Below are 17269 nucleotides of genomic sequence, written 5' to 3' on the forward strand. Positions count from 1 at the left end.
ATACAAAGAAAGCCGAGCGCTACTCAGGTAATCTGAATTACGCTCGGCAAATACTACATTATCAGCAGCCTATTCGGTTTTCTCTAATTCTTCAATTCTCTGCCGCTTTCCTATACCAAAGATAAAGTATCCGGCAATGACGATCGCCATGAATATTGCCCCAACAATCAATGGCAAGCGTGTATCCGGGTTAAACCACATTCCAACAATCACCAGCAACAAAAAGATAATAGTAATGTAATTACTGATCGGGAAAAAACGAGATTTAAAGTTGTGGCCTTCCATTTCGTTCTTCCACTTTTTCCGGAATTTAAATTGACTGATGGCTAATGCAAACCACGGTACCATACCCGGGAGAACACTGGCGCTGTAAATGTACAGAAACAGTTTGGAATCAGGCATTAAGTAGTTAAATAGTACTCCTACCAGCAGCAAGGAAATCGTTGTTATAATACTATTTCTAGGGACACCGCTTGCGGAGACTTTCCCTAAGAACTTAGGAGCTTGTCCGTTCTTGGCCAATGTATATAACATTCTGCCTGCACTATAAATACCACTGTTGCAACCTGACATTGCAGCTGTAAGTACAACAAAGTTGATAATACCCGCAGCAGCCACAATGCCCACCTTGGCAAAAGTCAGTACAAACGGGCTGCCGATCTCGCCAATTTGGTTCCAAGGATAAAGCGTGACAATGACGAAGATCGCACCAACGTAAAAAATCAGAATACGCCAGATGATGTTTTTAATGGCTTTTCGCAGGGTCATTTTCGGATTCTCAGCTTCACCCGCCGTAATACCTATCATCTCGATCCCCTGGTAGGCCGCCGTTACAATACATAGTGCAAATAGAAACCCTTTTAGCCCGCCTGCAAAAAAACCACCATGGCTGACTAGATTGGATAGTCCTATCGGTTGTCCGCCGTTGCCGAGGCCAAAGAAGATCATCCCTGTACCTACCACTAGCATAAAGATAATAGCGATAATCTTAATCATCGCAAACCAAAACTCAAATTCTCCATAAAATTTCACAGCCGCCAAATTAGCCAGCGCAATAATAATTACACCTGCCAAAGCTGGCAACCATTGCGGGATATCTGGGAACCAGTAGCCCACATATACCCCTATCGCAGTGACTTCCGCCATTCCTACCGTTACCCATAAGAACCAATAGCACCAAGTAGTCAAGAAACCGGCCAAAGGGCTGATGTATTTATGAGCAAAGGTCGCAAATGAGCCCGTCACCGGTTCAAGAATCAACATTTCCCCCATGATCCGCATGACAAAAAACATAATAATCCCGGCTAAGAGATAAGCCAACAGCACCGAAGGTCCTGCCCATTTTATCGTACTTGCCGATCCCATAAACAAGCCGACGCCAATCGTGCCTCCAAGCGCAATCAACTCAACGTGCCGTGGCTTCAGCCCTCTCGTTAATTGTTTCGATTCCAAAAGAACGCTCCCCTTCGTATATGTTCGTCATCAAATGCTAATGATCCGGAAAACTGCCTCCAAACATTATTAATTTTCAGACTGACGTGGTTGATCGAACGACTACACAGTAGTTCCACGATTCATAAATATACAAAGTAAACCACGTCCTATTTACCGTCCAAACCTTACTGTTTCTAAGACCGAGTCCGTAGCATTAGATGCATTGTATGACAAAAAACGTCTAAATACAACTGCTAATTAGCAGACATTTTTATACATGAAATGGAAAGGAAGGAGTTTCATTTTTCTGAACATTGGTCAATTTAATGTAATGCATTAGAGTGTTGAAGATGCATGTTTTTTCAATGATAAATATCACGATATTTTATTTAAAACTTGTATTCCTATGGTGGAAATCATGAGCTTCGAATGAAAGAGCAATATTTCAAACATACCCTTGTGCTATAACTAGTCATGAATTCCAAACAAGGAGATGAAGACATGAGTATGTTAAAAGGTAAAATCGCTTTAGTAACTGGTGCAAGTCGGGGAATCGGTCGCGGAATTGCATTACGTCTGGCTGAAGAGGGTGCCATTGTCGCAGTACACTACGGAAAAAGGCGTAAAGAAGCGGATGAGGTGGTGCATAACATTGAACAAATTGGAGGAGCTGCATTTACGATCGGTGCTGACTTCAGTGCCCTGAACGGCATTCATGATTTATATGCGAAATTGGATGAAGCGCTTCGGGAACGTACAGGCGATAATCGGTTTGATATTCTCGTCAATAACGCTGGAATCGGTCAAATTGTCTCCCTAGAAGAGACAACAGAAGAATCTTTTGACGAAGTCATGAACATGAATGTCAAAGCACCTCTTTTTGTTACCCAGCAAGCTTTGCCGCGTCTAAACGATGGAGGCCGCATTATCAATCTCTCCTCATTTGTTACACGTGTGGCTTCCCCTAGCGTTTTTGCATATAGCATGTCAAAGGGGGCAATCGACACACTTACGCACATGTTGGCTCATCAACTTGGAAGCCGTAATATTACAGTCAATACCATCCAACCTGGCATTATCAACACAGAAATGAATAGCGGGACACTGCAAGATCCCAAAGGGCAGAAATTTGCCGCTGGCCTTTCAATCTTCAAACGCTGGGGCGAGCCTGAGGATGTTGCAGATATAGCTGCCTTTCTTGCCTCATCGGACAGCCGTTGGGTCACTGGTCAAATGATTGATGCAAGTGGCGGATCTCATCTATAAATAAGGTTCAAAATAAAAACAAATTGCGTTGGTGAGAGAAAGGCGACCTTCTCCACCAACGCATGAAATAAGTTATCATCAAGTTGTTCAACATGACTACTACAGATCAGGTACCACAAAAAGTCCGGTAAGGACAGCTGGATTCCTCAGGCAATGTAGAGTAAATTTCCTGCTCGGTAGAATAAGCATACGGATCCGAAAGAACTTCAAGAAGCTGCTCCATCACACGGTAATCTTCCCGTTCCACAGCAGCTTCCAGCGCTTCTTCTACCCGATGATTGCGCGGGATGATTGCAGGATTGCTGCTGCGCATCAGCTGCTGGGAGGCGGCCTCGGATTCCTGCTGTCTGTCCAGCCTCGCTTGCCACTGCTCGTGCCACTGGGTAAAATCTGCAGTGCTGAACAAAGACGCATCCTCCAGCTTGTTTAAAGTTAGAGCACGGAAGGTATTGGTGTAGTCCGCACGATGCTTCTGCATGATTACAAGAAGGTCCTCAACAAGGGGTTCATCCTGTGGCTCTTCGTTAAAGATCCCCAATTTCGCCCGCATTCCCGTAAGCCAATGATGGCGAAACATGTTTGCGAAATCTGCAATTGCATCCTCGGCCAGTTTGACAGCCTGCTCTCTGTCGTCATGCAACAGTGGCAATAGCGTCTCTGCCAATCTCGCGAGATTCCATGCAGCGATATGCGGCTGATTAACATAAGCATAGCGGCCCTGTATGTCGATGGAGCTGAACACCGTCTCAGGGTTATAGGTATCCATAAAGGCGCAAGGACCATAATCAATGGTTTCTCCGCTAAGGGTCATATTGTCGGTGTTCATCACTCCGTGAATAAAACCCACCAGCTGCCATTGGGCGATCAGCTTTGCCTGACGCTTGATCACTTCCTGGAGCAGGCGAAGGTAGCGGTTTTCTTCGGCTTTAACTTCTGGGTAATGTCGTTCCAATGTGTAATCAGCCAGAGTACGGAGGTCTTGCGACGTGCCCCATGCTGAGACATATTGAAAGGTGCCGACGCGAAGATGACTGGCAGCTACACGAGTCAGAATGGCGCCGGGCTGCTCAGTTTCCCGGATGATCGCCTCACCCGTAGTTACCACCGCCAGGCTGCGGGTGGTAGCTATACCTAACGCATGCATCGCTTCGCTGATGATGTATTCGCGGAGCATCGGCCCAAGTGCCGCTCGGCCATCACCACGACGAGAGTACGGCGTTCTGCCTGAGCCCTTGAGCTGGATATCAACCCGTTGACCCGAGGGAGTAATCTGCTCGCCGAGCAGCAGAGCACGGCCGTCTCCTAGCATGTTAAAGTGTCCGAATTGATGTCCTGCGTAAGCTTGAGCAAGAGGCGTAGCACCTTCGGGAACCTGATTACCGGCCAACATCGCTACGGCATCCCCTTTTTGCAGCGCCGTATCGTTCAACCCCAGTGAGACTGCCAACGGATGATTTAAAATGATCAGCTTTGGTGAGCGGACAGGATTTGGATTGAGCTTCGTAAACATAGATTCCGGCAGACGAGAATAACTGTTGTCAAAGTTCCACCCTATTTTATCTGCTATTTCTTTTTTCTCCGTCATAGTGTCTCCTTTTCTGCTGTGGTATCTTGGATCTTCCCATTTTAGTTTTTACTTCTATCCATTTATTATCCACTTTTCACCATGCTGTTGTACCTTTCAGCCTGTTTTTTTTATTATAAACGATGATCAAACATGAATTGTATTTGGATACCGAACGGGTCTTCTACAATACCATAGGCTTGGCTAAACACATTGCTAGATAAAGGTACAATGATTTTCACTCGCTCATCTGTTATTAGGCTATGATAAAAATGTTCAATTTCTTCTCTGTCAGCACTTTGAATACATAATGAAGTGTTATTCCCTACGGTATATTTCTCATTAGGATTCATTGTTTCTTCTGCTATCATAACCTTTGTTCTTCCGATGGATAAGACTGAATGCGAAATATAATCTTTATTTTCAGCAGTAAGCTGGATTGAGCTGTCACGTTTAGCCATGTCTTGATAAGTTATGAGGAATCGTTCCTCTGCGTTAAAATGTTTTTTGTAAAAAGCTATAGCTTCCTTGGCTGTTCCGTTCATGGACAAGAAAATAGCTACTTCCAGTGTTGAACTCATGAGATCAATCTCCTTTTTATCATGTTTTTAGGTAGATATCTTATAGACTTGATCTATTACCTTGAACTTATTATCATTTATAAAGGTATCAAAACATGACACCTTTTATGAGGAGATTTATGTATGAAGAAATCCGAGAGATTAAATGACATAATCAGATACTTAAATAGTCGAGAGTACTTTAATTTAAATGATCTCATGGATAAATACCAGATTTCAAAAAGTACAGCCTTACGCGATATTAGTTCATTAGAACAGTTAGGCATGCCTATTTATTCAGAACATGGCCGACATGGGCGATATGGTATCTTAAAAAAAAGATTGCTATCCCCTATTATTTTTACGCTGGATGAAGTATATGCTCTGTACTTTGCCATGTTGACCTTAGAAGCTTATCAATCCACACCCTTTCATTTGAGTGCTAATACACTCCATGAGAAGTTTGAACACTGCCTTTCTGAACTACAAATAAACCAGATTCATAAAATGAAAAAGGTTCTTCAATTCGAAATGTATCAACATCATCATGTTAGTCGCTATTTAGACAAAATCCTAACCAGTATTCTTAATGAGACGTACTGTAAGATTCAATATTCAAAAAATAACCGAAACAAAAGTTACCATGTTCAATTTTTCAAGATTTCCGCTAAGTTTGGTCAATGGTACGCTACGGGAATAGAGTTAAATACGAACAAATATAGGGTTTTCAGATGTGATCGAATCACCTTGGTAGAAGAAGAGGACATCAATTCTCATTTTTCTATAGACGAACTTCTTAGCCGTTCATTAGAGATGTATCAAACTGAGAAGAGCATTGACTTTGAAGTAGAGATTGTAGAACAAGCCAAGGATATTTTTTATAAAGAGCATTATCCCTCTATGAAAATAGAGCAGGGTCATAAAACAGTCATTAAGGGATTCTATAATCCTGGAGAAGAGGAATTCATCGCTCAATATTTTATGAGGTATGGTCATTATGTACGGTCTGTGAAGCCTGAATCTTTAAAACAACTCATTAAAGATAAAGTAGCGCACCTCTTAGCCCACTACCAAAGATTATGAGACCATCGAAAGTTTGTTCAAGATGTTCTTTACATTTAAGCAGGGAAAAGAAGGCTTGAGCTCCTTTTCCTCTGCTAACGATGACATTGGAATTATGGCTTTCTCAATTTTTCATTTCTATACTGATTTTGTTAAGCCGATATGGGTGATCATGGTGTCATACGGCTCTAACTCCATGGTTTGTTTGCCATATTCCGTGTCAATCGTCGTTCTTTGAAGTTGATCGCTATTATTAATAGCAACTAGTATTTTACTTTCTGGATAGTAAGCACACTCTGTATATAAGTTATCCGTAATGTACTTCGTCTCATCGAGCTCATTGCCCGCAAAGCGAATTATATTTAGCAGCAATCTTGTGTTTTCCCAACTGAATTTGAAAGAAGGAAGGTAAATCCCCTTGCCTTTACCGAAGGCATGAGTGGATAGTGTTATCATACCACTTGTTTCATCCACTACTGCTGCTGACCCATCAGTAAGATAAATGCTATGCTTTGGCGTTATACTTGCCCCTTCAGGCACCAAACCATGCTCGTCTCTAACCTTATATGTCCATCTTCCATGAGCTACTCTGGAGCCTGTATCCTCATCCAGACCGAGGACATGTGCCATTCTGAAAAAGCTGTCATGACCTTCAACCGCCGAAGGCTGGTTAATGCCAATAAAGGTGCCACCCTCATAAACCCATTGGGTCAATAAATCCACACACTGGTTGTCATTCCAGTGCTTTCCGCCACTCCATGCTGAACCGGCAGAGCCGGCATTGATCACTACATCACAATCCTGTAGTATTCCCTGACGGATATCCTCAAAATCAATGAACTGCACTTCGATCGGCAAACCAGATAAAGCTTCATTGATATGAATTAAATCATGCATATACGTTTCGTGGAAATGACCGGACAAGGTCCACGATCTCAATTTTCCCCAGCTATGCAGAATAGCTACCTTTGTTTTAATGTGATAGGGTTTTCCTTCATGATGTAGTTCTTTAATTTCTCTGAATTCATTCGCAATCTTTTCGATGTAATCGCAAAAATCCGGGTAAGGCTCGACAAGATGCAAATATCCGCCCAGTCCAATCCGATCAATCGGTTCTCTCAACAGGGCGCGCCGGATATTAATCCAATACTTTTTGGCATCCAGCGTGGGGTCGCCCCCTTCCATAAAGGTGGGAAGCCCGCCTAAGCCAACCGGAAATAAGTATGGATGCAGCCGAATCTCATGCGTATTCACTTTTACACCTGAACACAGTCTCGCTTCATAACCTGAGAACACACATTTGATCAACCCGTCAAATCCAAACTCTGGAAAACGGTCATTATAAGGCTCCACGCCAACCCAACTGTCATCATAAAACACGTAGGCCAGCTTGCCGTGATTATGCACAATATCAACTAATTTCTTACCAAACTCGATTACAAAATCATTGATAAATGCCATCCAGTCCAGCTTGCGCTGCTCAGCCGGGATGTGTGTGACGCGGTATTTCCCACCATTCACAAAATCCTCCGCAGTCATCAAATACCCATATTTCTTGGCAAACAGATCCAGCGCTCTTGAACTTACCGTAAAATCGTATGACCCCCAATCTGAGAAGAGATGGCGATTGCGCTCATTACTGCCCCAGATCCAGGCGAAATTATAAAATAAGGAGGTAAACCGAACAACCGTGGTCTCCTTATGCTGGAGACACCAATCTTCCATCCAATCCAGCAAATACTGTTGCGTTTCTGTATACATGGGATCAATCTGCATTAAATGCTCTTTGTCCCAATGGTTCGTGGTGTGATTGTACATGGAAATCTCTTCCCAGATTCGGTAGACCATAAAGCTTACCGTGTATTTATGCCAAGGAGCAATTCCGGTAATGACCACATTTCCGGATTCCCTTTCATAATTCCATTGTTCTCTTGGAACTTCTTCCCCGGTCGTTCTGTCAAAAACCTGCCAGTAGTTAAGCGCCTCTTTGGAATCATTTACTTTGAATTGTTCTGTAAAAAAATCTTCCATTAGGTAGATGGATACATAATCCAGTACAGCTACCTTCGGATGGGTCATTAAAAAACATTGTTGCAGCTTATCCAGATTGCGGGACGCCCACTCGTTATGATCTCTGATGATACAGATTGTTGAATAAATGCCGTACCCGGCGTTTATGATCTCATCGGACAACTGCGTGCCGTCACTGTCACGGATGACATCAGCACCCCATCGTTCAGCTAATTTCAGGGTCAGTGCCTCATAACCAGCTTCCCCCGGTAGCGTAAAGGCCCCCGTTGTTTGTTTAGACAACTTCGATCCCTCCTAATTCAACATATCGGATAGAAAAGCCAACGCCAAGCCTTGTCCCCAGCCCTGAATCCAGTCTTTTGGAATATTGCGATACCCTTCCCGATCTTTCATAACCGCTGTGCCGCCCGATACACCCAGTACCCGCCCGTCTTCGCTAATATGGTTTAAGATGCCGTTCAATGCCTTTTGCACGTATTTGGTATGCAGCGGATTGCCGTTATTAATCATGGCTGCGGCGATACCGCAAGATGCAGATACTTCTTCATAGGACTCCTCGTCATCCAGTACCGTTCGCCACAAGCCGTTCTCTGTTTGCACACCCTTCAGTGCCGCCAGTTGATCCCGAAGGGAACACTCTACGTCCATACATGGCGGATACAAATACCAGTCTTTTAAATGAATTTTGACTTGCGACATGGTATATGCTCCCCAAGCATTCGCTCTTCCCCAGAAAAAGCCGGACATGTGATCCTGATTGATATTATTGTAGCCATGGTACCAGAAGCCGCTGCTAGGGTCTTGCAGGTATTTGATATGCCAGTAATATTGATTTAAGGCATCCTGAATCATTTCCTCATTCTTTAATTTGGTCCCTACACGCAGCAGAAAAAATGCAGCCATAAACAACGTGTCCGCCCATGCCTGTTCCGGAAAATCATTAGCAGTGGATACCGTATGCTGGAGAACACGGTTTCCGAACCGAAGAGCATTATTCTGGATGTAATCCACCTTGCTCATCACAATATCCCAATATTTTTGGTCCCCTGTTTCTTCATACAATGTGATCAGCATATGGCCCATAGCACATGTGTTTACCGTCCAATGTGGCAGACCCAGCTCGATGTATTCATCTGCCCACTGGACAAGCATATTCAAGTAATCTTTATTTCCTGTTTGGGTATAAGCCCTGGAAACACCGTAATAAGCTACACCACAGGGCCAATCCCATGTTAAATCCATCGCCATCGTTTTTCTGACGACTTTGTCGATGACTCTTAATATCTCTTCCTTGTCATAAGTTAATTGAAGCATCGTTATTCCCCTCTCCTAGTGCACACGCCCCCAAAGGCGCTTGAGAGCGGTTCGTCACTGTTTTGGAAACGCTTTACTTATTCCATTGTACGCAGTAAAATAGTCTCAATCTAAGCACATTCGCAACAAAACTGCGCAATTCCAATCATTTATGTGAGGATTTTGCAAAATTCTGATGTATATCTGCTGGCTAAACTTGACGTTACGTTGACCTATATTCAACTCAAATCCAAGTTGTGGGAGTATCGAATATGCCCCGAAAAAAGAAGCCCGTTATAGAATACCGACACTACAGCTTGCCCATCAACTTTCCTGTCTTGCTATTAAGCGGTGAACGCTGGAAAATTTCAGATATTAAAAGTGAGCATCTCCATTTTCATAACCATTTGGAGATTGGTATTTGCTATTCGGACGGCGGCTTCATGGAGATCAAAGGAGAATCAGTCCCCTTCAAAGCCGGGGATGTGACTTTTATCCCTAGGTATCTTCCTCATACCACGTACAGTTCGCCAAATACAGCCAGCCTTTGGTCGTATATCTTTTTTTCGCCAGAGGACCTTTTCCAACATTCTCTTAAAAGCGCTTACAGAAACTTTGAGCCAAACCTGTGGGTCATGAAGGGAACGAACTGTATATTAAACAAGGAGCAGCATCCCAAGGTGTATACACTTGCGACCTCGATCGTAGAGGAATTACAACAACAGAATCCTTACTATCAGGAGAGCGCCTACGGCTTATTGTTATCCCTTTATATAGAACTTCTGAGAATTCACTCCAGAAATGGATCATTGAAAGATGCAGAAACAGTACATAGCCGGAAAAGTGATTTTGCCATTTCTCCGGCTTTGGAGCACATCACTAAAAATTATATGACACCTGTTACCATTGATTCTTTGGCTGACCTGTGCCATCTAAGTACAACTCATTTTCGCAGAAAATTTCATGAGATTATGGGAACGTCCCCTCTCGATTTCCTAAACAGTACCCGAATCGAGGAGGCCTGCAAGCAGCTAAAAAGCACAGATGACTCCATTCTTTCGATCTCCGAGCAAGTCGGTTATCGCTCCATTTCCAGCTTCAACCGATGCTTCTCCAAGCTTATGGGAAAGCCGCCTAAAGAATGGCGTAAAGGGGCGCAATCCGAAGCACAATCGGCGAAAGCGTCCATACTGGAGTTTACGGGGTGGGTTTAATTTTGCCAAACTAAATCCAGCAGCTCGTCCACTTCCAGCCAAATATCATAGTGGGTGACGTAGGACATTGCGGCAACCAGGAAAGACCCTTGAATAATGATAACCAAATCAATTTCATTTTTAATGAAAGAGACATATTTATTATTAGTTCTCTTCCTCCAGTCGAAAATGCTCCGTAAGGCGTTCAATCGTAAACTGGTTTCTCAATTTACAGGCAGAATTCTGATTCGCAAACATCCCTTTCTCCCAGATCGCCTCCTGTTTAGAAACAGTCTTGACCCATTTCACTCGTACAACGTATTCGCATAAATCGGGGTCATCGACATCTGTATCCATTCTTACATGTATATCAGCATCAAGCAGTGGTATATTTACTCCATTTACCATCACTTGAAACTCCTTGATGGGTACTACTTCCTCTTGCACGATTCCGACACCAACATACCCCACCTTAGGAATACATGCAAAAATCCTGGCACCTGGCTTCAGAAGATTCAGCGATCTGCTGTACCATTTTCCTTGGCCAGCCGAAATAAAACCGTATCGTCTGCAATCCTCCCAGTTCCGATAATCACCGTCTCCCAAAGAGATATAAAAATCTTTCCCGTTCCATGGAGCCTTTCCTGTTTTATTCGTCGTCACATTAGATGTTTTAACCTCAACTTTGTTGGGATCAATGAGCCAGTTTCTGGCCAGATATTCATTATCTCCGTCTTTAAAATAATGAAAAAAGAGTGCATTAATCGGGACACCGAAGTTCGTTAAGTAGTTAATGATTCGTTCTGTTGCTGGATCCAATTCTGCTGACACGATAATCAATTGATGGAGTTCGTTCAAAGTTTCAGGTAGGTCGGTTTGAAAATATTCTACAAAATCTTGTTCCAATTGCTTTCCCGGATTTCTCTCACTATAGATCTCAATGATATCTGTATAGTTCAACTGTTGAACCCACGAGGCATAGTCTAGCGTCTGTGCAACTATTTCTCGTGGCGTTTTATTACGTTTTAATTCGATAATGACTAGATTCCCTTCCGAGTTCATTGCAAGGATATCAATGAATTTACCAAAGGCTGTATTGATCTGTCTCCCAATTAACAATAACGAAGGATCGATGATGCTAATATCATGGGTGATAACATCTTCGAGCTTACGTTCGGTCTCCATACTAGAAAAGTGAATTTTCTCGACAGCTCCATTAATCTTCCAAATTCCTAGTTCGATCGGCATTCCAGTTCTCTCCTTGTTTGCATGCTTTCCTCACTCCTTAAGTCGGACCCCCAACACCTTACTAGCCAAGTCTACCTGCTCATGATTCAAATCCACTTTAACTGTACCTAAACGTCTCTGCTCGCGCCACTGCACCAGGTCCTCTTCTGTTTCCAATTTGAGTTCAGCAATCTCCGCTGCACGGTCAAACATATACTTCGACGTATACAGCACCGTATAAATTCCTCGTCCACCAGAAACAATCGGCTTGTCCCTCTTCATCCATTTCTCCACCGTAAATTTCACATATAGTTTATCTTCCGTACCTCGCCTGTAAGGACGTTCAGTGATTTCTTTACGCCGCATTACCTTCCAGTCAACCACTTTCCCATACCAGTGAATCCCGGTTTCGCCTGTGGATAAAAACTGACTTCGTGATTGATAAAGAGCAACATATTCTAGCTGTGTTAATAGTTTGTGGTCAGAGATATTTTCCAAGGGCATATGGTAAAATCCGTGCTTTAATGCTAAATCTAACTGCACCTTTTCCCGCAACGAACCAACCATAACATTTTTGCCGCTCATTTTGTTCTGATAATAACTCTTCGTCCCCCGCGGCCGGGTAGAACGCTCATAGGCTTTCTCAGGACTATCCATGATAATCTCATCCAAGAAAGCTTCCATCAGCTTTGTTGAGTTCGGTAAAAAGGGAAATGCTCCAACATTAATTAACTCAATACTTTTGTAAAATTTATGTTCTTGAAACCGTTCCTCATCATGATATGGGAACAACACATAAGCCCCAAACATGCTTCGTTCCAAATCCCGGCTATGTACATCGGTGTACACTATAGCATCCCGATAGCGATGCATCGTGTTGATGTCATCTTCCTCGGGACCAGGCATCTTGTAATTTCTGAAATACGACGTTCCCTCATACCCAGGATTCAAGCGATATTTGGCATCAAAAATATACTTATATTCCACCGCAGCTTCATTTTTCTTCAGTGTAAGAACATTGTCCGGCTGTTGCCCCAGTGTTTCGCTATGATCGCCTTTAGGTAATGTGTTGTAGTAAAGGGTGAATACCTCCCCATTGGCCGGGTTTCGATATACCATCTTGGCCTTCTGTGTTCTATCCAGGATTACAAACAAGCCCCTGCGATCAACCTTAATCATATCTTGGGTGAGAAGCTCATACTTCCGGCTAAGAAGATCATGGATTTTAAGAAAACACCAATATTCATATAGCTGTGCTAAGTCCTTCATGGAAATACGGAAGAGGTCATTTTGAATGGACAAGCCCTTCATAAGCATCAAATAATTCCGGTACACTTCCCGATACCCCGGTGCCATTTGTAACACTAAAGAGATCGACAATTGCTTCATTTCGCCAACCTTTAGAAAATCCAGGTTCAATAGACGCTTTATTTGTGTTTGCATAAATTCCAACCGCTTCGCTAGCAAGGGATCTTGTAAGCGACCCTTTTTCATCAATCGTGCTTTTATATCCTTCAACTTGCTCGAAATACGGAGCAGCACCCAACGTACAAAGCGATTCTCCATCGTGTTGTAGCTAATTTGCCGTTTCGTCTCCAATACATGACTTGGGTAATAGCCTTGGTTGTTTAACGCTACAAAGCCAAGCCTCTCATCCGACACTAACAGATGGGGACGTTTAGTTATAAAAGGAACGTTCTCTTTGCCCACTCTCTTCGCTCGAGCAGCTCCTACAATTCGCTCCTCTTTCACTAGCTTAGTATGCGGAGAAGCCTTAATCCGCTCCACAGCTTGAACAAGCTGGTCGAATACATGCTGAAGGATGGTAAAAAACTCAGTTAGACTTTGATTACGTGTCTCTTTTAGACCCGTCAGATTATAGGTTTTTCGTAAAAAGTCAAAGGATAGATTATAAATCTGCTGGTTCACATCTTTCAGGATCATTTGGTAATCATTTTTGTAATCCATCTTTGCTGGAAATATCTCGAGCTGAAGCTGACAAATCGGCTGCCCATTAAATCTTAACTCCAAATCGGATAGTCCGACTTCATTTTGAAAGTTCAGAATACCGGATAAAATCGTTTTACCGAGAGGCTTAACCGCTTGACGTAAGTTTACATTCTCATGGTGAAAGGTTAACGCTATATCCTGCTTTTTCTCAATAATTAGCTCATAAGACTGCGTCTCGAAAAATATCGGGTAGCTTGGATCACCTGTTTGCCATGGTGACAATTCGCCTAATTGAGGAGTAAATACAGATACCTTTTCAATAGATAGAAGCGCGGACAGAGTAGACACCTGCAATGAGGTATCCACCCATTTCCCTTCCTCGGTGCGGTGAAGCTGCAAAAACTCCACCGTCGGATGAAACGGCTTGCCTTGAATATATAAATTAAACAGATTCGTCTCGACACGAAGAAGCTCAACGCTCTGACTAAGAGAGCCAATATGAGGTAAATCCATCTTCCTCCAACCTCCGTAACATGAAGGCAATTTTTCTAGCAGTTTGAGGATGCTTTGCATCTTCTTCTCCTTGACTGGAGCTCCATTTCTGGTAGAGGCTTGAAGCGTCTTCAATAAGATCATTTACTACTAAAGACTTCCCGAGCGCTCCTTGCATCAATTGCAGTAACACCCGTTTCACAGATAAGCTACTACCCTGGACACGCGGAAGTATTTTCTGAAGAAGCTGCAAATCAAATGCTTCATCCTCAGTAAGTAATTGAAACCGTTGATTATACACCATATAAAAACAAATGGAGTCCCTAATCCGAAATCCGACCTGAGCATGAATCTCTTCTAGGATATGGTTGATCTTCACGAGCTTCTCTGTCGTTTTATGTACCAAATTACTATAATCCCGGTACACGTCCACCAACTGTAAATACTCACTGCGTAAAAATTGATTATCGGCCACGATCATTTCTTGTTGCTCTGCCCGATAATCGGTTGGATACTGCTGTAAATTGATGTAGTTAAACTCAATCGTATTGGCACGATCTAACACCTTTTTGCTAAAAGGATGCGTAGTCTCATCCATATTGACTGTTCCAATCAAATACACGTTATCTGGCAAATATAGGTCCCCATAGATCGACTGATCCTCTGACCTTAAGAAATCTCGGTGAATTAACGGTGAAGTCACAATTCGATTGTTATTCCATTCTTGGGTTTCGATGATACTCAGCAAATCACTAAAATAATACTCTACCCTAGCCAAATTCATTTCATCGAGACAGATAAAATAAGACTTATGTCGGTTTTCTGGCTGTGAGGCTTCTACCAACACTTCCGCTAAACGGCCCGGACGAAAAGCTCCTGATAAATCTTTATAGCCCAAAAGATCAGACGGATCACTCCAATCCGGCCTTACTGGAATCAACGTGAATTGATGGTTACTCCCAATTGCACCAAGTGCCTCAGCAAACAGCTTAACAAGCTTCGTTTTGCCTGTACCCGATACTCCAGCTAGAATGACGAATGGTTTAGTCTTCAGAGATAAATACAGGTTCTCAATTAGCCCCGTTGGATAATGAAATCCTCTTTGCTCGATATAAGCTTTGATTTGTTCAATTCGCGGCGACACCGTTAATGGATCCAATGGCTCTAGCTCCTCATATTCGAAAGTAGGCTCATTCTTTTCTACTGGCTCTTGTGTCAGGCTGTCCACGTAAAGCTTATAGTTGTTCATTACATTTTCTAAATCGGCCAATAGTTGATCATCATCTGAGATAGAGTCCCGATCATAACGCACATAAGCAACCGTGGATACTTGGTAATCCCGTCCTAAACCGCTTGTTGTCAGGTAGATGTTATCATCCTTTTGCATGCTTTCAAGCGGAAGCTGATCTCGCATTTCGGTGACCTTTTGCTCGAAATATTGGTAGGCCTCTTTCCTTCCCCATTCCTTGATAGGAAGGGTCACCCCTTGGGCTAAAGTTAGATAAACATTCCTCATATCCTCTGAAAATAAATAAACGATATACTGGCCTTGCTGTGTTGTTCCTGTAATTCGCTTATCCATGATAGCAATCCAGGGTATGTTAGCCCAGTTGCCCTGACCAATAGAGCCTTGGATTTTATAGTTAACATCAATAAAGGGCAGCTTCCTTAGTTGTTCCGGTATAGTTTGTCGAAACAGCACACCTAAGGGATGATTAGCAAAAGTTTGTGTTTTGGCGTGTAGGTAACTATTTAAAATTTCAGTTAAAGTATTTTGCAGTGAAAAGGCGGATCCTATCTCGTTAGATGTCAGTTGATTATTGTAGCTGTCTAACTCATTTAGCGCATATACTTTTAATTCCTGAATTACATTGTCATTAAGCTCATTCGTAATGGATGACTTAAAAGTAATGGCTTGCTGATCGTTGTTGAATTCAAGTATCGATGATAACGCATTTATCGGTGTTTTAAGCAGTGTCTTCGTCTGGGCTAACGTATAATCATTCCAGCTTGAAGCTTCTCTCTGCGGCGGGGCATCCACTGGATTCTCTGCACTGCTATGATGTCGGTAATAAGCCAAAAAACGCTCAGCAATTTTATTGAGCGGAAATACTAGATTGTGGTTCTCTTCATATTCGTCGATGAGGGACAGGATCAGAACCATCTTATAAGACTTTTGTTTATTTTGGAAAATGTTAGGAAACTCGTTGGGTAACATGTTGTTCCTCCAAGGATGTGCATTAAATTATATTAGACATAATTCGAGAAAAAGCACCTTTATCCTTTCTTTATCGGCATGATAGGGGAAACTTTAAATTCCAGATTAAAGAAGCAGCTAAAAAGCAAGACCGTTCCTTTTATGCATATCCTTTGAAACATCTTTCGTATTCAGCATCTTGGGAAGTTACTACAACCCCAAAGCCGTGGCAGTAGCCATCTATAAGATCATTAAAACGGAAGAAGAACCACTTTTTGAATCTCACCGATTCATTTTTAAACTTTCATCCCATATTAAATATTGAAGTAATGAAGAAGAAAAAAACATACGGTCTCCCAACTTCCGGTCCATATATTTATGCATCCTTTCCCGTAGGAAACTTCTAATGTGAACCATTTTGATATGTAAGCAATCACTTTTGGGATTATCAAGTTTTCTTGTTACTAGCAGCTTGGCTATCTGATAATCTCCAAAACTAACCATAGAGTTATCAAAAATTTCTTGGTAATCTAACTCGTTACTCGTAAATCCAATTCTTTGGACAGACTTATTCACATTATAATCTTGAAAAATTTTATTGGTGTTAAAGTTGAGACCTGTTTTTACTTCGCAAATAATTCCTATTGTTTTCCCTGGCTCGAAGTAAGAAAATAACAACGGATCCCAATCCTCTAACCTACCGCCTGTTTCTTCATATACATATGGTAATCGAACAGCTAACAAATCTGCGTCGGATGTCCTTCCCTCACTATTTTGATGTAAAACAAAATTATTAATAATAAAGAAGCCATTTAATCTAAGATACCAATACACCAATTCTTCTCCGAAATTTGCATTCATTTGTTTTCTCCCACACACTAAATTAAAATTGATAGGATTATTAGCCTATGCGTAAATAATATCATTTTAAGGGACTGAAAATCATTAACTTTGATGAAATTTAAAAAGGACTCCTTCTAAGGAATCCTTGGTATCTTAT

Annotated in this window: 12 protein-coding genes; 3 read left to right on the top strand and 9 right to left on the bottom strand. The window is 42.3% G+C overall.

Translation table 11 applies throughout. From position 1 onward, the window contains the following. Window positions 1-69 precede the first annotated feature (69 nt). Window positions 70-1452, bottom strand: coding sequence for an amino acid permease (locus ACQQ6X_RS12440; protein WP_305165572.1), 1383 nt, complete (start codon window positions 1450-1452; stop codon window positions 70-72). A gap of 483 nt (window positions 1453-1935) precedes the next feature. Here ACQQ6X_RS12440 and ACQQ6X_RS12445 point away from each other — a divergent pair, with 483 nt between their 5' ends. Next, window positions 1936-2700, top strand: a complete 765-nt coding sequence (locus ACQQ6X_RS12445) for an SDR family oxidoreductase (protein WP_305165573.1) — start codon at window positions 1936-1938, stop codon at window positions 2698-2700. Between the two features lie 106 nt (window positions 2701-2806). Here ACQQ6X_RS12445 and ACQQ6X_RS12450 read toward each other — a convergent pair whose 3' ends face one another. Together ACQQ6X_RS12450 and ACQQ6X_RS12455 are read right to left on the bottom strand one after the other, a co-directional pair. Continuing rightward, window positions 2807-4285, bottom strand: a complete 1479-nt coding sequence (locus ACQQ6X_RS12450) for a protein adenylyltransferase SelO (protein ID WP_305165574.1) — start codon at window positions 4283-4285, stop codon at window positions 2807-2809. Window positions 4286-4398: 113 nt separating this feature from the next. Continuing rightward, entirely contained in the window at window positions 4399-4845 is a 447-nt protein-coding gene (locus tag ACQQ6X_RS12455) for a VOC family protein (RefSeq protein ID WP_305165575.1), read from the bottom strand. 123 nt (window positions 4846-4968) lie between these two features. On the opposite strand from ACQQ6X_RS12455, the gene ACQQ6X_RS12460 reads away from it, so the two are divergent. After that, window positions 4969-5907, top strand: coding sequence for a helix-turn-helix transcriptional regulator (locus ACQQ6X_RS12460; RefSeq protein ID WP_305165576.1), 939 nt, complete (start codon window positions 4969-4971; stop codon window positions 5905-5907). 117 nt (window positions 5908-6024) lie between these two features. Here the strand turns inward: ACQQ6X_RS12460 and gnpA are convergent, their stop codons facing one another. Both gnpA and ACQQ6X_RS12470 read right to left on the bottom strand, forming a co-directional pair. Then, window positions 6025-8199 carry a 1,3-beta-galactosyl-N-acetylhexosamine phosphorylase gene (gnpA, locus tag ACQQ6X_RS12465; RefSeq protein WP_305165577.1) on the bottom strand — a complete coding sequence of 725 codons (2175 nt, stop codon included), beginning with the start codon at window positions 8197-8199 and terminating at the stop codon, window positions 6025-6027. Window positions 8200-8211: 12 nt separating this feature from the next. Then, window positions 8212-9231 (bottom strand): glycoside hydrolase family 88/105 protein, encoded by a 1020-nt coding sequence (locus ACQQ6X_RS12470; protein ID WP_305165578.1) that lies wholly within the window; start codon window positions 9229-9231, stop codon window positions 8212-8214. A 251-nt stretch (window positions 9232-9482) separates the two neighbouring features. Here ACQQ6X_RS12470 and ACQQ6X_RS12475 point away from each other — a divergent pair, with 251 nt between their 5' ends. Continuing rightward, window positions 9483-10424, top strand: a complete 942-nt coding sequence (locus ACQQ6X_RS12475; protein WP_305165579.1) for a helix-turn-helix domain-containing protein — start codon at window positions 9483-9485, stop codon at window positions 10422-10424. Window positions 10425-10568: 144 nt separating this feature from the next. Here the strand turns inward: ACQQ6X_RS12475 and ACQQ6X_RS12480 are convergent, their stop codons facing one another. The 4 genes from ACQQ6X_RS12480 to ACQQ6X_RS12495 form a co-directional block, all read right to left on the bottom strand. Beyond that, entirely contained in the window at window positions 10569-11651 is a 1083-nt protein-coding gene (locus tag ACQQ6X_RS12480; protein WP_305165580.1) for an endonuclease NucS domain-containing protein, read from the bottom strand. A gap of 30 nt (window positions 11652-11681) precedes the next feature. Then, the gene (locus tag ACQQ6X_RS12485; RefSeq protein WP_305165581.1) at window positions 11682-14093 is read right to left on the bottom strand and encodes a restriction endonuclease-like protein; all 2412 of its coding nucleotides are present in this window, start codon (window positions 14091-14093) and stop codon (window positions 11682-11684) included. After that, window positions 14065-16290 carry an MrcB family domain-containing protein gene (locus ACQQ6X_RS12490; protein ID WP_305165582.1) on the bottom strand — a complete coding sequence of 742 codons (2226 nt, stop codon included), beginning with the start codon at window positions 16288-16290 and terminating at the stop codon, window positions 14065-14067. Before ACQQ6X_RS12490 ends, ACQQ6X_RS12485 begins: the two co-directional genes overlap by 29 nt. A 261-nt stretch (window positions 16291-16551) precedes the next feature. Then, on the bottom strand, window positions 16552-17130 hold the full coding sequence (locus ACQQ6X_RS12495; protein WP_305165583.1) for a hypothetical protein: 579 nt from the start codon (window positions 17128-17130) through the stop codon (window positions 16552-16554). Between the last annotated feature and the right edge of the window lie 139 nt (window positions 17131-17269).

This window comes from Paenibacillus ottowii (genome assembly GCF_050516475.1).
GTDB classification, from domain to species: Bacteria; Bacillota; Bacilli; order Paenibacillales; family Paenibacillaceae; genus Paenibacillus; species Paenibacillus ottowii.